Here is a 14004-nt window from a genome sequence, read left to right as displayed (position 1 = left end):
GGAAAAAACCTAGGCGGCTTCCGCCATGGGAGCGGGCGGCGGCTGGTCGGGGATGGTGGGTTCGCCCGGTTCGCCGGGCTGGATGGGCGCAGGATCGGGCTGGTCAGGTTCACCACCGGCACGGGGCGTGGCGAAGACCGAAAGGGTTGCGAATTCAAGGTCCTGGCGGACGGGAGAGCTGGGCATGGCGAGACTCCTCTGCGGGCTACCCTAGGTAGAGTGGCGAGACCGTCGGTGAATTCCCTAGGCGCCCCGCTCTGGCGCGCCGTGATTGCGTGCAAAGGTTTCCGCGCCCATGGCGGCTATCTGGCCTTCGATGAGGGCCTCGAAGGGAGCCAACAGCGCCTCGAAGCGCGCCGGGGCGTCCAGGATGTTCAACGCCGCCACCACCGCCTCGATCGTCGACACGGCATCCGCCGCAGGTGCCTTGCGGACGCGATAGCGCGACGGCGGCCCAGGCGGCAGTGTCACCCTCGGCAGTGTCGCCAGAGCGGGATTGGCGTGCAGCAGCCGCCGCGCCTTGCGCCAGGTGCCGTCAGGCACAACCAGCAGCTGCGGCAAGTCTGGGGCTGTGATGGCTGGCCGCCGGTCGAGCCGGATCGCCGCCGGCCCCGGGAACAACAGGCGAGCCTCCTGGCCTTCCAGCCAGAGCGGCAGTTCCGGGAACTCCTCGCCGATCTCCAGCCGGGCGTTGACCAGCCCCAGCGCGGCCAGCCGTGCGGTATTGAGCGGGTGGCGCCGCTCACTGGGATGCTGCAGCAACAGCACCCGGGTGCTGCTGTGCAAACGGGGGATCAGTGCACAGAGGCACAGCGGCACGGGGCGCTGGCAACGGGCGCAGGCGGGACGGGACATCGGCACTTCCGCGGCGAGAGACGGCGGCGATCATACCGGATCGCCGCCGTCCGCCCGGAGAATCAGCGATTGAAGCGTGCGGTGAGGTCGTGCAGGTAGTCGGCCATGCCCTCGAGTTCGCGGCTGAGCTCCGAACCGCGCAGGGCCTGGGCCGAGCTGTGGTCGGACAGTTCGGCGATGCGGCTGATCTGCCGGTTGATGTCTTCCGAGACGTGGCTCTGTTCTTCCACGGCGGTGGCCATCTGCTGGCTCATGGCGGTGATGCGGCCGACCGATTCGCTGATGCCTTCCAGGGACTCGCGCACGGCGGCGGAGTGGCGCTCGCTCTGGCGCGAGGTCTCTTCGCCGCGGCTGGCGGTGGCGACGGCGCGGTCGGCGTTGGCCTGCAGGTTGGCGATGATCTGGTGGATCTGCTCGGTGGATTCCCGGGTGCGGGACGCCAGGGAACGGACCTCGTCGGCCACTACGGCGAACCCGCGCCCGGCCTCCCCGGCCCGCGCGGCCTCGATGGCGGCGTTGAGCGCCAGCAGGTTGGTCTGCTCGGCAATGGCGGTGATGACGTCGGCGACGCTGCCGATGCTCTGGGTCGAGTTGGCCAGTTCGCCCACGGCCTGGCCGATATCGCTGACGGCGGTACCCAGTTCGCGCATGGAGTTGAGGCTTTCCTCGGCCTTGTCCCGGCCGGAGAGCACCAGGCTCTCGGCATCGGAGGCCGCCTGGGCGGTTTGCTGGACGTTCTGCGAGACCTCGTGGATGGTGGAGGTCATCTGGGTGATGGCGGCAGCGGACTGGTCGGTCTCGTGGCGCTGCTGTTCCAGCAACTGGGCTTCGGACTGCGCCAGTTGAGAGGATTCACGGGCCTTCAGGCGCACGCTGTCGCCGACGTCGGCCAGCCGGGTCAAGGCGGTCTGCAGCCGCGCGGCTTCGCTGTGCAGAGCCAGATCCAGACGGGCCGGAGCGCCGCACTGGTCGCTGTAGGTCGGCGCGACCACGGCGCTGGAGAACATCTTGGGATGATCGGCGAGAAGGCGCTCGATGCTGGCCCGCTGGCGATACAGCTGGTGGGCGCTGATGCCCAGCAGGGCGGCGACGATGACTACCGCCTGGGTGGTATCGTCCAGCAGGAAGTGTCCGCCCAGGATGACGCCGGTAGCCGCCACGGTCGACCAGCAGGCGGAGATCGCACTGCCGAGGCGTTGGGTCAGGGGTACGGGAGTCTTGCCGGCGTTGATGCGGGCATAGAGCACGCCGGCGCGCCGCACTTCATCAGCGCTGGGCAGCGAGCGGACGGATTCGTAGCCGATCACCCGGCCATGTTCGAGGATGGGCGTCACATAGGCGCTGACCCAGTAGAAGTCGCCGTTCTTGCAGCGATTCTTGACGATGCCCATCCACGGCTTGCCGTCCTTGAGGGTGGCCCACATGTGGCCGAACACTGGCGGCGGCATGTCGGGATGGCGCACCAGATTGTGCGGACTGCCGATCAACTCCTCCCGGGTGTAGCCACTGATGGCGACGAACGCCTCGTTGCAGTAGGTGATGTTGCCCTGCAAGTCGGTGGTGGAGATGAGTCGCTCTTCTTCCTTGAAGGTTCGGCCTTGCTGGGTGACCGGCAAATTCGTGCGCATCGCGGGGTGCCTTATTTGTCTGGTTATCTACTCCGTGCGGATGGGCCGTTTCAATGGGGGCTCAGTGTCTGCACAGGTGATGACGTCTACCGCTTGGTTATCGTCAGACTACCTATCGGCGTCCTGCATCTGGGCTTTAAGAATTCGCTGAAAACTCTGGATGAGCGGCTCCTTTCCCCTGCCCCGGCGGGTGATCAGCGAGAACGGCGCCTGGTAGCCGAAGGTGGCGGGCTGTAGTGCCTTGAGGCGTCCCTGGTCGACCCAGGCGTGGACGTAGTGCTCCGGCAGGTAGCCGATGTAAGCGCCGGAGAGGATGAGCACCAGTTGGGCTTCCATGCTTTCCACGGTAGCGGCGCTTTCCTTGAAGCCGTGGCGGGCGAGTTCGGCCTGGCTCCAGTAGCCGCGGCGCACCATGCGCTGGCGGGTGATGATCTCGGCGGGCACGCGCCGTTCCAGGAACAGCGGATGCCGATCGCTGCAGTAGAGCCAGTGCTGCTCGCGATACAGCGGCTGGTAGACCACGCCATTCATGCGCGCGGAGAAGGCGCCCACTGCCAGGTCCAGGCGTCCTTCCAGCACGCCCAGCTGCAGCTCGTAGGGGCTGGTCACCGCCAGGTGCAGGTGCACGCCGGGATAGTCGTGGGTGTAGCTACCGATCACATCGGCCAGTGGCAGCGCCGGCTCGCTGGAAAGGGAGTCGAGCACGCCCAGGTTGAGGGTACCGCTGAGCTCGCCCCGAAGGGTGGTGGCGTAGCGCTCGAAGCCTTCGATCTCGCCGAGGATACGCAAGGTTTCCTGGTGGAAGAGCTCGCCCTTGCTGGTGAGGGCGAAGCCACCCCGGCCGCGATGGCAGAGGGTGACGCCGAGCTGCCCTTCCAACTGGCTCATGTAGGTGCTGATGGCCGAGGTGGAGAGATTCAGTTCCTGCTGGGCCGCGGCGAAGCCCTGGTGGCGCACCACGCAGGCGAACAGCTTGAGCAGGCGAATATCGTGGAGGGCGTTGGCCATGGCGGACTCCCGGCAGGTACGGCCCGGCAGTCTAGCCATTGGTTCAGAAATTTCTGAAGTGATTTTTTGCCCTTGGCGATTCTTCGCCTGCCGCGGGCTTTGCACAATCGGGCCATCAGAACCAAGAGGATGTCCCGTGGAAAAGATCCTGCACCAGCCGCTGGGCGGCAACGAGATGCCCCGCTTCGGGGGCATCGCCAGCATGCTGCGCCTGCCTCACCTGGCCTCGCCGGCCGGCCTGGACGCTGCCTTCATCGGCATCCCGCTGGACATCGGCACCTCGTTGCGCTCGGGAACGCGCTTCGGCCCGCGGCAGATCCGCAGCGAGTCGGTGATGATCCGTCCGTACAACATGGCCACGGGCGCGGCACCCTTCGATTCGCTGAGCGTCGCCGACCTGGGCGATGTGGCGATCAACACCTTCAATCTGCTGGATACGGTGCGCCTGATCGAGGAGCATTACGACCGGGTGCTGGAGCATGGTGTCATTCCCCTCACCCTGGGTGGCGATCACACCCTGACCCTGCCCATCCTGCGTGCGCTGAAGAAGAAGTACGGCAAGGTCGGCCTGGTGCACGTGGATGCCCACGCCGACGTCAACGAGCACATGTTCGGCGAGAAGATCGCCCATGGCACCACCTTCCGCCGTGCCGTGGAGGAAGATCTGCTGGACTGCGACCGGGTGGTGCAGATCGGCCTGCGTGCCCAGGGCTACGCCGCCGACGACTTCGACTGGTGCCGCCAGCAGGGCTTCCGTGTGGTGCAGGCCGAGGAATGCTGGCACCACTCCCTGGCGCCGCTGATGGCCGAGGTGCGCGAACGGGTCGGGGGCGGGCCGGTGTATCTGTCCTACGACATCGACAGCATCGACCCGGCCTGGGCGCCGGGCACCGGCACCCCGGAGATCGGCGGCCTGACCACCATCCAGGCGCTGGAGATCATCCGCGGCTGCCGCGGCCTCGACCTGGTGGGCTGCGACCTGGTAGAGGTCTCGCCGCCCTACGACACCTCCGGCAACACCGCCCTGCTCGGTGCCAACCTGCTCTACGAGATGCTCTGCGTGCTGCCTCGGGTGGCCTACCGCTGAGCTGCAACAAGTGCGGCGACCCGCCACGAAGTTCGCCCACCCGCTGTCTCTTCCCTGCCGAACACCCCGACGGGCTACCTGGTCCGTCGACAACAAGAGCGCGGGCCTGTCCCGCGTATAACCGTGTCGAGGCGTCATCCATGGATCATCATGACGGCATCACCCGTATCGAAACCTTTGGCGTAGAGCAGATCCCCGCTCACGAACGCCATGCTACCCCCTTCGACCTGTTCCGCCTGATCTTCGGCGGTGCGAACACCTTCGCCACCGCCGTACTGGGCAGCTTTCCGATCCTGTTCGGGCTGTCGTTCCAGGCCGGGGTGCTGGCCATCGTCGCCGGGGTGTTGTGCGGTGCCCTGATCCTGGCGCCCATGGGCTTGTTCGGTGCTCTCAACGGTACCAACAACGCCGTCTCCTCCGGTGCCCATTTCGGCGTGCACGGTCGCATCGTCGGCTCCTTTCTCTCCTTGCTCACCGCCATCGCCTTCTTCTCGCTGTCGGTATGGAGTTCCGGCGATGCCCTGGTGGGCGGTGCCCAGCGCCTGGTCGGGTTGCCGGAGAACGCCCTGAGCCTGGGCCTGGCCTATGGCCTGTTCGCCGTGCTGGTGCTGACGGTCTGTCTCTATGGCTTCCGCTTCATGCTGTGGGTCAACAAGATCGCCGTGGTCAGCGCCAGCCTGCTGTTCCTGCTGGGCATCCCGGCCTTCGCCGGAGGCTTCGACGCCGGCTACGCCGGCAGCCTGCACCTGGGCCAGCCGGGCTTCTGGGCAGCCTTCGTCGGCGCCGCCCTGGTGGCCATGAGCAATCCGGTGTCCTTCGGCGCCTTCCTCGGCGACTGGTCACGCTATATCCCCCGGCAGACGCCACGCCTGCGCATCCTGCTGGCGGTGATCACCGCCCAGGCCGCCACCCTGATCCCCTTCCTGTTCGGCCTGGCCACCGCCTCCCTGGTGGCGGTGCGCGCACCGGACTACATCGCCCAGAACAACTACGTCGGTGGCCTGCTGGCCATCGCGCCCACCTGGTACTTCCTGCCGGTGTGCCTGCTGGCGGTGATCGGCGGCCTTTCCACCGGGACCACGGCGCTCTATGGCACCGGCCTGGATCTCTCCAGCGTACTGCCGCGGCTGCTGACCCGGGTGCGGGCGACCCTGCTGATCGGCCTGGCGGCCATCGCCTTCATCTTCATCGGGCGCTTCGCCTTCAACCTGGTGCAGAGCGTCTCCACCTTCGCCGTACTGATCGTGACCTGCACCACGCCCTGGATGGTGATCATGATTCTCGGGCTGCTGGTGCGCCGCGGCTTCTACTGCCCGGACGACCTCCAGGTGTTCACCCGCGGCGAGCGTGGTGGGCGCTACTGGTTCCACCATGGCTGGAACTGGCGCGGTATGGGCGCCTGGATTCCCAGCGCCCTGCTCGGCCTGGCCTTCGTCAACCTGCCCGGCCAGTTCGTCGGGCCGCTGGGGGAACTGGCCGGCGGCATCGATCTGAGCCTGCCCCTGAGCCTGGGCAGCGCCGCCCTGCTCTATCTGGCGCTGCTGCTGGCGTTCCCCGAGCCAGCTGCCGTCTATGGCCCGGCTGGTCCTCGGCGGCCTCGGCAGGCGGCTAGCCAAACGCTGGAAGGCGCCGGCGTCGCCTGATCCACATCGAAGGAGAACGAACCCATGACCACCTGTGGCGAATACCTGGTCCGCCAACTGGCCGCCTGGGGCGTGGATACCGTCTTCGGCATCCCCGGCGTCCATACCGTAGAGCTCTACCGGGGCCTGCCTGGTAGCGGCATACGCCACGTCACCCCACGCCACGAACAGGGCGCCGGCTTCATGGCCGACGGCTACGCCCGCGCCAGCGGTCGCCCGGGGGTATGCTTCGTCATCAGCGGACCGGGACTGACCAACAGCCTCACCGCCATGGCCCAGGCCTATGCCGATTCGGTGCCCATGCTGGTGATCTCCAGCGTCAACGAACGTACCCGCCTCGGCCACGGGGCCGGCTATCTCCATGAATTGCCCAACCAGCGCAACCTGACCGCCGGGGTGACCGCCTTCAGCCACACCCTGCTGGACGTGGACAGCCTGCCTGCGGTGCTGGCCCGGGCCTTCGCGGTGTTCGAGGGCGAACGGCCTCGGCCGGTCCATCTGGAATTGCCGCTGGACATCATCACCGCGTCGGCCGAGCACCTGGAGGTGCTGCCCAAGCCCACCCTGGCGCGACCGGAACCGGCCGCCACCCTGCTCGACCGCGCCGCCGGGCGCCTGCGAAGCGCCGAGCGCCCCTTGTTACTGATCGGCGGCGGCTGCCAGCGGGCGGCTACCGAAGTACGCGCCCTGGCTGCGGCACTGGACGCCCCCACCGCCACCACCATCAATGCCAAGGGCCTGCTGCCGCCCGGCCACCCTCTGGCGCTGGGCAGCAACCAGGCGCTGCCGCCGGTGCGCGCGCTGGCGCGCGAGGCGGACGTCATCCTGGCGGTAGGTACGGAACTGGGCGAGACCGACTATGACGTGGTCTTCGACGGCGGCTTCCGCCTGACTGGCGACCTGATCCGCATCGACCTGGACCCGCGCATGCTGGTGGCCAACCACCAGCCCTGGCTGGGCCTGGTGGGCGATGCCCAGGCAGCGCTACGCGGTCTGCTCGCACGCCTGCCGGCCCGTGAACTCGACCCGGCAAGCCCTGGCGCCCGGCGCACCGCGCAGGCCCAGGCGGCCCTGGCCGCCGAACTGGTCGGCTGGACGCACTTTCGCGCGCTGTTCGACCGCGTGCGAAGCGCCCTGCCCGATGCCCGCTACGTGGGCGACTCTACCCAGACCGTCTACGCCGGCAACCATCTGGTGGAGCTGGACGGGCCACGCCGCTGGTTCAATGCTTCCACCGGCTACGGCACCCTGGGTTATGGCCTGCCGGCTGCCCTGGGCGCCCGGCTGGCCGAACCGACGAGGCCGGTGGTCTGTCTGGTGGGCGACGGCGGGCTGCTGTTCACCCTGAGCGAGCTGGCGAGCGCCGTGGAGGCGCGGATCGGCGTCGTCATTCTGCTGTGGAACAACCACGGCTATGGCGAGATCCGCCGCTACATGGAGCGCCGGGACATCACCCCGCTAGGTGTCGATCTGGTCACCCCGGACTTCCTCGCCCTGGCGCGGGCCTTCGGCTGCGTCGCCGAGCGCGCCCGCGATCTGGATCATCTGCAGGCGCTGCTCGCCAGGGCGCCGGACGACCGGCCGCTGCTGATCGAGATCCGCGAGGAACCGCCCTTCGCCCCGGCCTGACGGACCTGGCCTAGCTGACCGGACTGCGAGTCCGCTGTACCTGCTGGACCTGGCTCAGGATCAGGCCACTGGAGGGGCGCATCGGCATTCGCCAGGTCGATGCGCAGGTCCTGGGTCGGCACCTGGTAGGCTAGAATCGAAGGCCGGCAACCGCGGCAGGATGGACATCGGCGGTCTCCAGAAGGGATGGAAGACCTGCCGGTGGACTGCCGGCAAGCGGCGCCGGTGCCACCGCTGCGCTGGGTTTTTCCCGGGGCGACACCGCACCCGCTGCGCTCGAACGCGGCTCGGCTCCGGCCGGTCCATCCAGGCTAGGTCGCTGCAGCGGCCAGCTGCCTTTTCACCGGTGCGGCTCCTGCCGTTGAACGTCATCCGCTGAGAGCGTAGGTACCTTTCGTATAGAGCCTAGGCGGCGATCACCGGCTCCAGCGCCTCCAACCAGCAGACCACGGCCACCGCACCGCCGTCGGGAATGCCCAGCACCCGGTTGCCCAGGTAGCTGGCACGCCCTTGGGCCGGGATCATGTCGGCGGTGGACTCGGCGCCCTTCCGGGCGGCAGCGAGCGCGGTGGCGAGCGCCTGCGCGGGTGGTGACCCGGCGTGCGCGGCCGCGTGCAAGGCATCCGCGGCAGGTCTCAGCGCATCGAGCATGGTGCGCTGTCCCGGCTGGGCACCGCCCAGTTCGGCGAGGGCCTGGACGCCCTGATCGAAGGCCTCGGCCCACTGGGCCAGGGTGGGACGTTCCACGCCGTCCAGCACCTGAGCGGCGCGCACCAGGGCGCAGGCATAGAAAGGCCCGGAGCTGCCGCCGATGGCCCGACGCAGGGCCTGGCCCATGGCCGCGAGGGCCGTGGCCGGGGTGTACCAGGTCGTGGCCGGCAGGGCCTTGATGGCCTCGGCACCGCGGGCCAGGCTGGTACCCAGGTCGCCATCGCCCGCACGGCTATCCAGTTCGGTCAGGCGTGCTTCGTTGGCCAGTAGACTGGCGACCACCGCCTCTGCTGCTTCACGCAGGTGCTCCGCTAGGGGACCGGGCGTAGTGATCGCCGCCTCGCTCGTCGCCTGAGGGGCGGGCAACAGGCAGGGCTTTGCCGGCAATCGACCGTCGCCTGGCCAGGCCCGGGCCTGGGTCGGGGCGTCCAGTAGCGTCAGGCGCGCCTCGTCCACCGGCAACAAGGACAGCGAACAGCCGGGCATGTCCAGGGCACTGAGAAAGGTACCGGTCCAGGCCCGCTCCACCACGAATCCGCGCCGGCGCAGGTCGAGCAGCGCCGCCCTTGCCACCAGGGCGAGCTCCAGGGGTGGCGTCGCACCCAGTCCATTGACCAGCAACGCCAGGCGCGTGCCAGTGGGATAGCCGCCGTCGTCGATCAGGGTATCCAGCAGCCGCGCCACGGTGGCATCGGCGCCCAGCCAGGGGCCACGCTCGACGCCCTGCTCGCCGTGAATGCCCAGGCCCCATTCCACCTCGTCGTCCGCCAGCTCGAAGCCTGGATGCCCTACCGCCGGCACGGTGCAGGCGCCGAGCGCCACACCCATGCTGCGCAGTTCGGCACCTGCCACCCGGGCGAAACTGGCTACCTCACCCAGGGACAGGCCCGCAGCCGCCGCAGCGCCCGCGAGCTTGTGGATCAGCACCGTGCCGGCGATGCCACGGCGCTTCTCGGGAGCCACGGTATGGCGCAGGGCGGCGTCATCGGCCACCAGCACCGTCTCCACGGGAATGCCTTCGCTGCGAGCCAGCTCGGCGGCGAGGCCGAAGTTGAGGCGATCGCCAGTGTAGTTCTTCACGACCAGCAGTGCCCCGGCAGGACCTGCGACAGCACGGATTGCCGCCAGCACGGCGTCCACGCTGGGGGAGGTAAAGACATCCCCGGCCACCGCGGCAGTCAGCATGCCTTCGCCGACATAGCCGGCATGGGCTGGTTCATGACCACTGCCTCCGCCAGAGATCACCGCCACCGGACGCTCCGCGGCCGTCGCCAGCGGATGTCGCAAGACGACCTGTTCGTCGGCCAGCAAGGCCAGGGCGGGATCGAGGCTCACCAGACCTTCGAGCAATTCACGCACCACCGCGGTGGGGCTGTTGATCAGCTTCTTCATCGGGCACTCCTGAGGGCGAGGGTTCTGCAGTATGGCACGGGGTCCCGGACCTGCCCGTCGACCGCTGGGGCAACGCCACCCAGAGCGCGACGGCCTTCCGCCGGACCGTCACGGCAGGCTATCGTCAGCGCGTGGAAGCTTTTCGTGACTGGGATGTCTCACGCTGATCGTTCGCCGCGCCGCCGTGCGCGCTGCCCCTGTCGAGGTTCACATGCCGATCAAGATCGTTCCGCGCTCCACCTGTCGTGCGTCGGAGATCACCCCCGAAGCCGTCTATCTCTCTCGTCGCCAGTTGCTCGGTGCCAGCGGCGCCCTGCTCGCCGGCACCGCCCTGCCCGGCTGGGCGCTGGCGGCGGCCTCCACCTATGGCGACGTCGAGGCCGCGAAGGGTCCGGACTGGTTCGAGCGCAAGCTGCCGGATACCCGCTGGCAGGCGGCCACGGTCAAGGGCGAGGACATCACCCCCTTCAAGGACGCCACCCACTACAACAACTTCTACGAATTCGGCCCGGACAAGAGCGACCCCGCCGCCCACGCCGCCCAGTTGCCCACCCAGCCCTGGAGCGTGGTGGTCGATGGCGAGGTCGGTAAGCCCGGCACCTATGGCCTGGAAGATCTGTTCGGCCCCGACACCCTGGAAGAGCGCATCTACCGCATGAGGTGCGTGGAGGCCTGGTCGATGGTCATCCCCTGGCTCGGCTTCCCGCTGGCCAGCCTGCTCAAGCGCGTCGAACCCACCGGCAAGGCGCGCTACGTGAGATTCGAGACGCTCAAGGACCCGAAGCACATGCCCGGCATGAACTCCAGCTTCGCCTTGCTGGACTGGCCCTATGTGGAGGGCCTGCGCCTGGATGAAGCCATGCATCCGCTGACGCTGATGACGGTGGGCATGTATGGCCGGGTACTGCCCAACCAGAACGGTGCGCCGCTGCGGCTGATCGTGCCCTGGAAGTACGGCTTCAAAGGCATCAAGTCCATCGTCCGCATCAGCCTGGTGGAAGAGCAGCCACGCACCACCTGGCAGGGCATGGCGCCCAACGAATACGGCTTCTATGCCAACGTCAATCCAGAAGTGGATCACCCACGCTGGAGCCAGGCCCGCGAGCGCCGCCTACCGAGCGGCCTGTTCAGCCCCAACGTACGGCCGACGCTGATGTTCAATGGCTACGGCGAGGAAGTGGCCTCGCTCTACGCCGGCATGGACCTGCGGAGAAACTACTGATGGGATTGTTGCTCTGGCGCGGCGCGGTGTTCGTCGCTGCGCTCTGCCCACCGCTGTGGTGGCTGTACCAGGCCTGGATCTTCGCCCTCGGCCCGGACCCGGGCAAGGCGCTGGTGGACAAGCTCGGCACCGGCGCCCTGGTGCTGCTCCTGCTGACGCTGAGCCTCACGCCACTGTCGCGCCTCACTCGCTGGAGACTCTGGCCGGTGATCCGTCGCCAGCTCGGGCTCTGGACCTTCACCTACGCCCTGCTGCATTTCCTCGGCTACCTGGCCTTCGTGCTGGGTTTCGACCTGTCGCAACTGGGCGTGGAATTGCAGCGCCGGCCCTACATCATCGTCGGCGCCGCGGCCCTGCTGATCATGCTGGCGCTGGCCGTCACCTCCAACAGACCGGCCATGCGGCGGCTGGGCAAACGCTGGAAGGAGCTGCATCGGCTGGCCTACCTGGTGCTGGGCCTGGGCCTGCTGCACTACCTCTGGATCGTGCGCTCGGATCTGGAGGAATGGGCGATCTATGCCACTATCGGTGCTGCGCTGCTGGCCTTCCGGGTGGTGGACGGCTGGCGCCGTCGGCAGCGGAGTCACAGGGCGACTACCCCGGCGCCTTGATCGACATGCCGCGAGGCAGGGAGTGACGATCTACTGCACTCACAGGGGTGGTATTACCGGGACGGAGCCCAAGCTGCCATGAGCGGGACGTTGAATCCTATCGGGGTGGTATTATCGAGGACCGAACTCCATCGGAGTCCGGTCCTCGCAGTCACCGGACCCGCCTAGCGCTGCGCGGCCTGGCGCAGACCTTTCAAGGTATTGAGCGGCGCATCCACCACGAAGCTGTTGGCCAACCAGGATGGCACGCTGCCACCCGGCTCGCTCTGGGCCTCGTAGGTCACTTCCGAGCCACCATTCCTCGGCACCACGCGCCACTGGCCCTGGAAGCTCGCTACCCGCACATAGCCGTCGGCGGCGGGGCGGTAGTCCGGCTGGCCTTCGAGGACACGGGTGAAGCCACCATCGGGAGTCTTCTGCTCGGTCACGTGCAGCACCACGTCGCGGGCGGTCACCGGCCAGGGCATGTCGATGCGCATATAGGTCCAGGCCTGGTTGTCCTGGCGCTTGAGCACCTGCAGCGACTGGCAGCGGAAGATCCACTTGCACGAGCCCACCGGATCGTCCTGCAGCTTGGCGATGACGGCGGGATCGACCTTGATCTGGACCACGCCGCGATAGGCCTTGTACTTGGAGCCGGGTACGGCACGGGTGTAGACCTGGATGCCGTCTTCCTGCTTGGCGAGCTGCCAGTCCTCGGCCTGGGCCAGGCCGGTGGCTGCGAGCAGGGTCAGGGCGAGGATGGAGCGAAGCGGCTTGAGCATGGGACGTCCCTTGTTGTTGTGGTTGTCGGAGAGCGTTAGCGGCAATCGGAATCAGGCGGCGGTTTCACCCTCGAGGCGCAAGAGGATGGCCATGGCTTCGGCGCTGCTGGTACCGCAGAAGGCCAGCTCGGCCAGGAAGTCACCGCAGACGGCAGGGCGCAGCGACGAGCCGAAGAGGTCGCAACTGTTGGTAGCGTCCAGATGGGCACAGCGCACGCCGGACGGCTTGCCCTGGGGCATGCGCGGCAGTGGTGAGGAGATCGACGGCGCGATGCAACAGGCGCCACAACCCGGACGGCACTCCATGGGTGAAACTCGCGGGAAAGAGGACTAGAGCTTAAGAGCAAGGCGGGGGTCTCACAAGCGAATCGTGACCAGATGTCACTATCGGGTCATGAAGGTAACGTCCGCTCGTACGCTGCTACGCAACGCCGAGCGTTTTCCACCGTCATATCTGCGATGAACGAGGCGGCCGGCCGAGGACGTGACGATGAAGCATTGGTTGGTGCTGGACCTGGAAGCGACCACCGACGAAGGCGGCTGGCCGATAGAGCTGATGGAAATCATCGAGATCGGCGCGGTGATGGTGGACGCCGAGGGCCAGGAGCTGGATCGCTACCAGAGCTTCGTCCAGCCGCGCCGCCTGCCGCTGCTCACGCCCTTCTGCCGCGAACTCACCCACATCAGCCAAGCGGACGTCGATGCCGCCGAGCACCTGGAAGACACCTGGATTTTCTTCGAAACCTGGCTGAGCGCCTACGAAACCACCCTGGCCGGCTGGTGCAGCTGGGGTGACTTCGACCGCCGGCTGCTGGAACGGGCCTGGCGCGAGCACGACCTGCACACCCATCTGGCACGCGTCCCGCACCGCAACCTCCGGCAGACCTTCGCCAAGGCGCGCGGCCTGACCAAGCCGCTGGGGCTCACCGCCGCTCTGGAGTCGGCAGGACTGGCCTTCACCGGGGTGCTGCACCGCGCCGAGACCGATGCCCGCAACACCGCCAAGCTGCTGCCGGCGAGCCTGGCGGCCTTCGCGCGCCAGGCATGACGAACCGGTGACAGCGGGGGACGGCCTTGGGCATACTCGCAGACGGTTCTAACCGCTCTCGCACAAGGAAATCCGATGTTCAAGGTCAACGAATACTTCGACGGCACCGTCAAATCCATCGCCTTCAGCCTCAAGTCCAAACCCGCCACCCTGGGCGTGATGGCACCCGGCGAATACGAGTTTGGCACCAGCCAGCTGGAAGTCATGCATGTGGTAGCCGGCGCCCTGACCGTCAAGCTGCCGGGCAGCGAGAGCTGGGAAACCTTCGCCGCGGGCAGCCAGTTCACCGTGCCGGCCAACGCCAAGTTCCAGCTCAAGGTCGCGGAAGATACCGCCTACCTCTGCGAATACCACTGAGTCCGCGCTTCCCGTCGTTCGGCCGGCTGGCGGGAGTCCGCTGGCCCGC

The 14004-nt window shown here is 67.7% G+C and carries 14 protein-coding genes; 7 read left to right on the top strand and 7 right to left on the bottom strand.

Going from position 1 to position 14004, the window contains the following annotated elements; all coding sequences use genetic code 11:
* Nucleotides 1-9: 9 nt before the first annotated feature.
* From RND78_RS14615 to RND78_RS14600, 4 genes are all read right to left on the bottom strand, one after another.
* Entirely contained in the window at nucleotides 10-186 is a 177-nt protein-coding gene (locus RND78_RS14615; protein ID WP_312729734.1) for a hypothetical protein, read from the bottom strand.
* A gap of 57 nt (nucleotides 187-243) precedes the next feature.
* The gene (locus RND78_RS14610) at nucleotides 244-855 is read right to left on the bottom strand and encodes a tRNA-uridine aminocarboxypropyltransferase (protein WP_312729732.1); all 612 of its coding nucleotides are present in this window, start codon (nucleotides 853-855) and stop codon (nucleotides 244-246) included.
* Nucleotides 856-917: 62 nt separating this feature from the next.
* A complete protein-coding gene (locus tag RND78_RS14605) occupies nucleotides 918-2483 on the bottom strand; it encodes a PAS domain-containing methyl-accepting chemotaxis protein (RefSeq protein ID WP_312729730.1) in 1566 nt (521 codons plus the stop codon).
* Between the two features lie 108 nt (nucleotides 2484-2591).
* Complete coding sequence (locus tag RND78_RS14600) at nucleotides 2592-3491, bottom strand: LysR family transcriptional regulator (RefSeq protein WP_059232487.1); 900 nt, start codon at nucleotides 3489-3491, stop codon at nucleotides 2592-2594.
* 136 nt (nucleotides 3492-3627) lie between these two features.
* Here RND78_RS14600 and speB point away from each other — a divergent pair, with 136 nt between their 5' ends.
* The 3 genes from speB (at nucleotide 3628) to RND78_RS14585 (ending at nucleotide 7850) form a co-directional block, all read left to right on the top strand.
* Nucleotides 3628-4578 carry an agmatinase gene (gene speB / locus RND78_RS14595; RefSeq protein WP_312729726.1) on the top strand — a complete coding sequence of 317 codons (951 nt, stop codon included), beginning with the start codon at nucleotides 3628-3630 and terminating at the stop codon, nucleotides 4576-4578.
* Between the two features lie 140 nt (nucleotides 4579-4718).
* Nucleotides 4719-6221, top strand: a complete 1503-nt coding sequence (locus tag RND78_RS14590) for a cytosine permease (RefSeq protein ID WP_312729725.1) — start codon at nucleotides 4719-4721, stop codon at nucleotides 6219-6221.
* 24 nt (nucleotides 6222-6245) lie between these two features.
* Nucleotides 6246-7850, top strand: a complete 1605-nt coding sequence (locus tag RND78_RS14585; protein ID WP_312729723.1) for a 5-guanidino-2-oxopentanoate decarboxylase — start codon at nucleotides 6246-6248, stop codon at nucleotides 7848-7850.
* A gap of 405 nt (nucleotides 7851-8255) precedes the next feature.
* Here the strand turns inward: RND78_RS14585 and RND78_RS14580 are convergent, their stop codons facing one another.
* Nucleotides 8256-9953, bottom strand: coding sequence for a dihydroxyacetone kinase family protein (locus RND78_RS14580; RefSeq protein WP_312729722.1), 1698 nt, complete (start codon nucleotides 9951-9953; stop codon nucleotides 8256-8258).
* A gap of 211 nt (nucleotides 9954-10164) precedes the next feature.
* On the opposite strand from RND78_RS14580, the gene msrP reads away from it, so the two are divergent.
* Entirely contained in the window at nucleotides 10165-11175 is a 1011-nt protein-coding gene (msrP, locus tag RND78_RS14575; RefSeq protein ID WP_312729721.1) for a protein-methionine-sulfoxide reductase catalytic subunit MsrP, read from the top strand.
* On the top strand, nucleotides 11175-11786 hold the full coding sequence (gene msrQ / locus RND78_RS14570; RefSeq protein ID WP_312729720.1) for a protein-methionine-sulfoxide reductase heme-binding subunit MsrQ: 612 nt from the start codon (nucleotides 11175-11177) through the stop codon (nucleotides 11784-11786). The genes msrP and msrQ overlap by 1 nt, the downstream gene beginning before the upstream one ends.
* Nucleotides 11787-11950: 164 nt before the next feature.
* On the opposite strand, the gene RND78_RS14565 is transcribed toward msrQ, so the two are convergent.
* Both RND78_RS14565 and RND78_RS14560 read right to left on the bottom strand, forming a co-directional pair.
* The gene (locus RND78_RS14565; RefSeq protein WP_312729719.1) at nucleotides 11951-12550 is read right to left on the bottom strand and encodes an START domain-containing protein; all 600 of its coding nucleotides are present in this window, start codon (nucleotides 12548-12550) and stop codon (nucleotides 11951-11953) included.
* Between the two features lie 51 nt (nucleotides 12551-12601).
* Nucleotides 12602-12856 carry a YkgJ family cysteine cluster protein gene (locus tag RND78_RS14560; protein ID WP_312729718.1) on the bottom strand — a complete coding sequence of 85 codons (255 nt, stop codon included), beginning with the start codon at nucleotides 12854-12856 and terminating at the stop codon, nucleotides 12602-12604.
* A 184-nt stretch (nucleotides 12857-13040) separates the two neighbouring features.
* Here RND78_RS14560 and RND78_RS14555 point away from each other — a divergent pair, with 184 nt between their 5' ends.
* On the top strand, nucleotides 13041-13598 hold the full coding sequence (locus tag RND78_RS14555) for an exonuclease domain-containing protein (protein WP_312729716.1): 558 nt from the start codon (nucleotides 13041-13043) through the stop codon (nucleotides 13596-13598).
* Between the two features lie 75 nt (nucleotides 13599-13673).
* Nucleotides 13674-13955 carry a pyrimidine/purine nucleoside phosphorylase gene (locus tag RND78_RS14550; RefSeq protein ID WP_295460390.1) on the top strand — a complete coding sequence of 94 codons (282 nt, stop codon included), beginning with the start codon at nucleotides 13674-13676 and terminating at the stop codon, nucleotides 13953-13955.
* The last annotated feature ends 49 nt before the right edge of the window (nucleotides 13956-14004 follow it).

The sequence above is a fragment of the Pseudomonas oryzihabitans genome (assembly GCF_032027545.1).
Classification (GTDB): Bacteria; Pseudomonadota; Gammaproteobacteria; order Pseudomonadales; family Pseudomonadaceae; genus Chryseomonas; species Chryseomonas oryzihabitans_F.
Note: the sequence above shows the minus strand (reverse complement) of the source record. Positions and strands in the feature narration are given on the sequence as shown.

Excerpts from the sequence above, each read along its gene's own strand:
- RND78_RS14615 (WP_312729734.1), bottom strand. The coding sequence starts at position 186 with ATGCCCAGCTCTCCCGTCCGCCAGGACCTTGAATTCGCAACCCTTTCG.
- RND78_RS14610 (WP_312729732.1), bottom strand. The coding sequence starts at position 855 with ATGTCCCGTCCCGCCTGCGCCCGTTGCCAGCGCCCCGTGCCGCTGTGC.
- RND78_RS14605 (WP_312729730.1), bottom strand. The coding sequence starts at position 2,483 with ATGCGCACGAATTTGCCGGTCACCCAGCAAGGCCGAACCTTCAAGGAA.
- RND78_RS14600 (WP_059232487.1), bottom strand. The coding sequence starts at position 3,491 with ATGGCCAACGCCCTCCACGATATTCGCCTGCTCAAGCTGTTCGCCTGC.
- RND78_RS14590 (WP_312729725.1), top strand. The coding sequence starts at position 4,719 with ATGGATCATCATGACGGCATCACCCGTATCGAAACCTTTGGCGTAGAG.
- RND78_RS14585 (WP_312729723.1), top strand. The coding sequence starts at position 6,246 with ATGACCACCTGTGGCGAATACCTGGTCCGCCAACTGGCCGCCTGGGGC.
- RND78_RS14580 (WP_312729722.1), bottom strand. The coding sequence starts at position 9,953 with ATGAAGAAGCTGATCAACAGCCCCACCGCGGTGGTGCGTGAATTGCTC.
- msrP (WP_312729721.1), top strand. The coding sequence starts at position 10,165 with ATGCCGATCAAGATCGTTCCGCGCTCCACCTGTCGTGCGTCGGAGATC.
- msrQ (WP_312729720.1), top strand. The coding sequence starts at position 11,175 with ATGGGATTGTTGCTCTGGCGCGGCGCGGTGTTCGTCGCTGCGCTCTGC.
- RND78_RS14565 (WP_312729719.1), bottom strand. The coding sequence starts at position 12,550 with ATGCTCAAGCCGCTTCGCTCCATCCTCGCCCTGACCCTGCTCGCAGCC.
- RND78_RS14560 (WP_312729718.1), bottom strand. The coding sequence starts at position 12,856 with ATGGAGTGCCGTCCGGGTTGTGGCGCCTGTTGCATCGCGCCGTCGATC.
- RND78_RS14555 (WP_312729716.1), top strand. The coding sequence starts at position 13,041 with ATGAAGCATTGGTTGGTGCTGGACCTGGAAGCGACCACCGACGAAGGC.
- RND78_RS14550 (WP_295460390.1), top strand. The coding sequence starts at position 13,674 with ATGTTCAAGGTCAACGAATACTTCGACGGCACCGTCAAATCCATCGCC.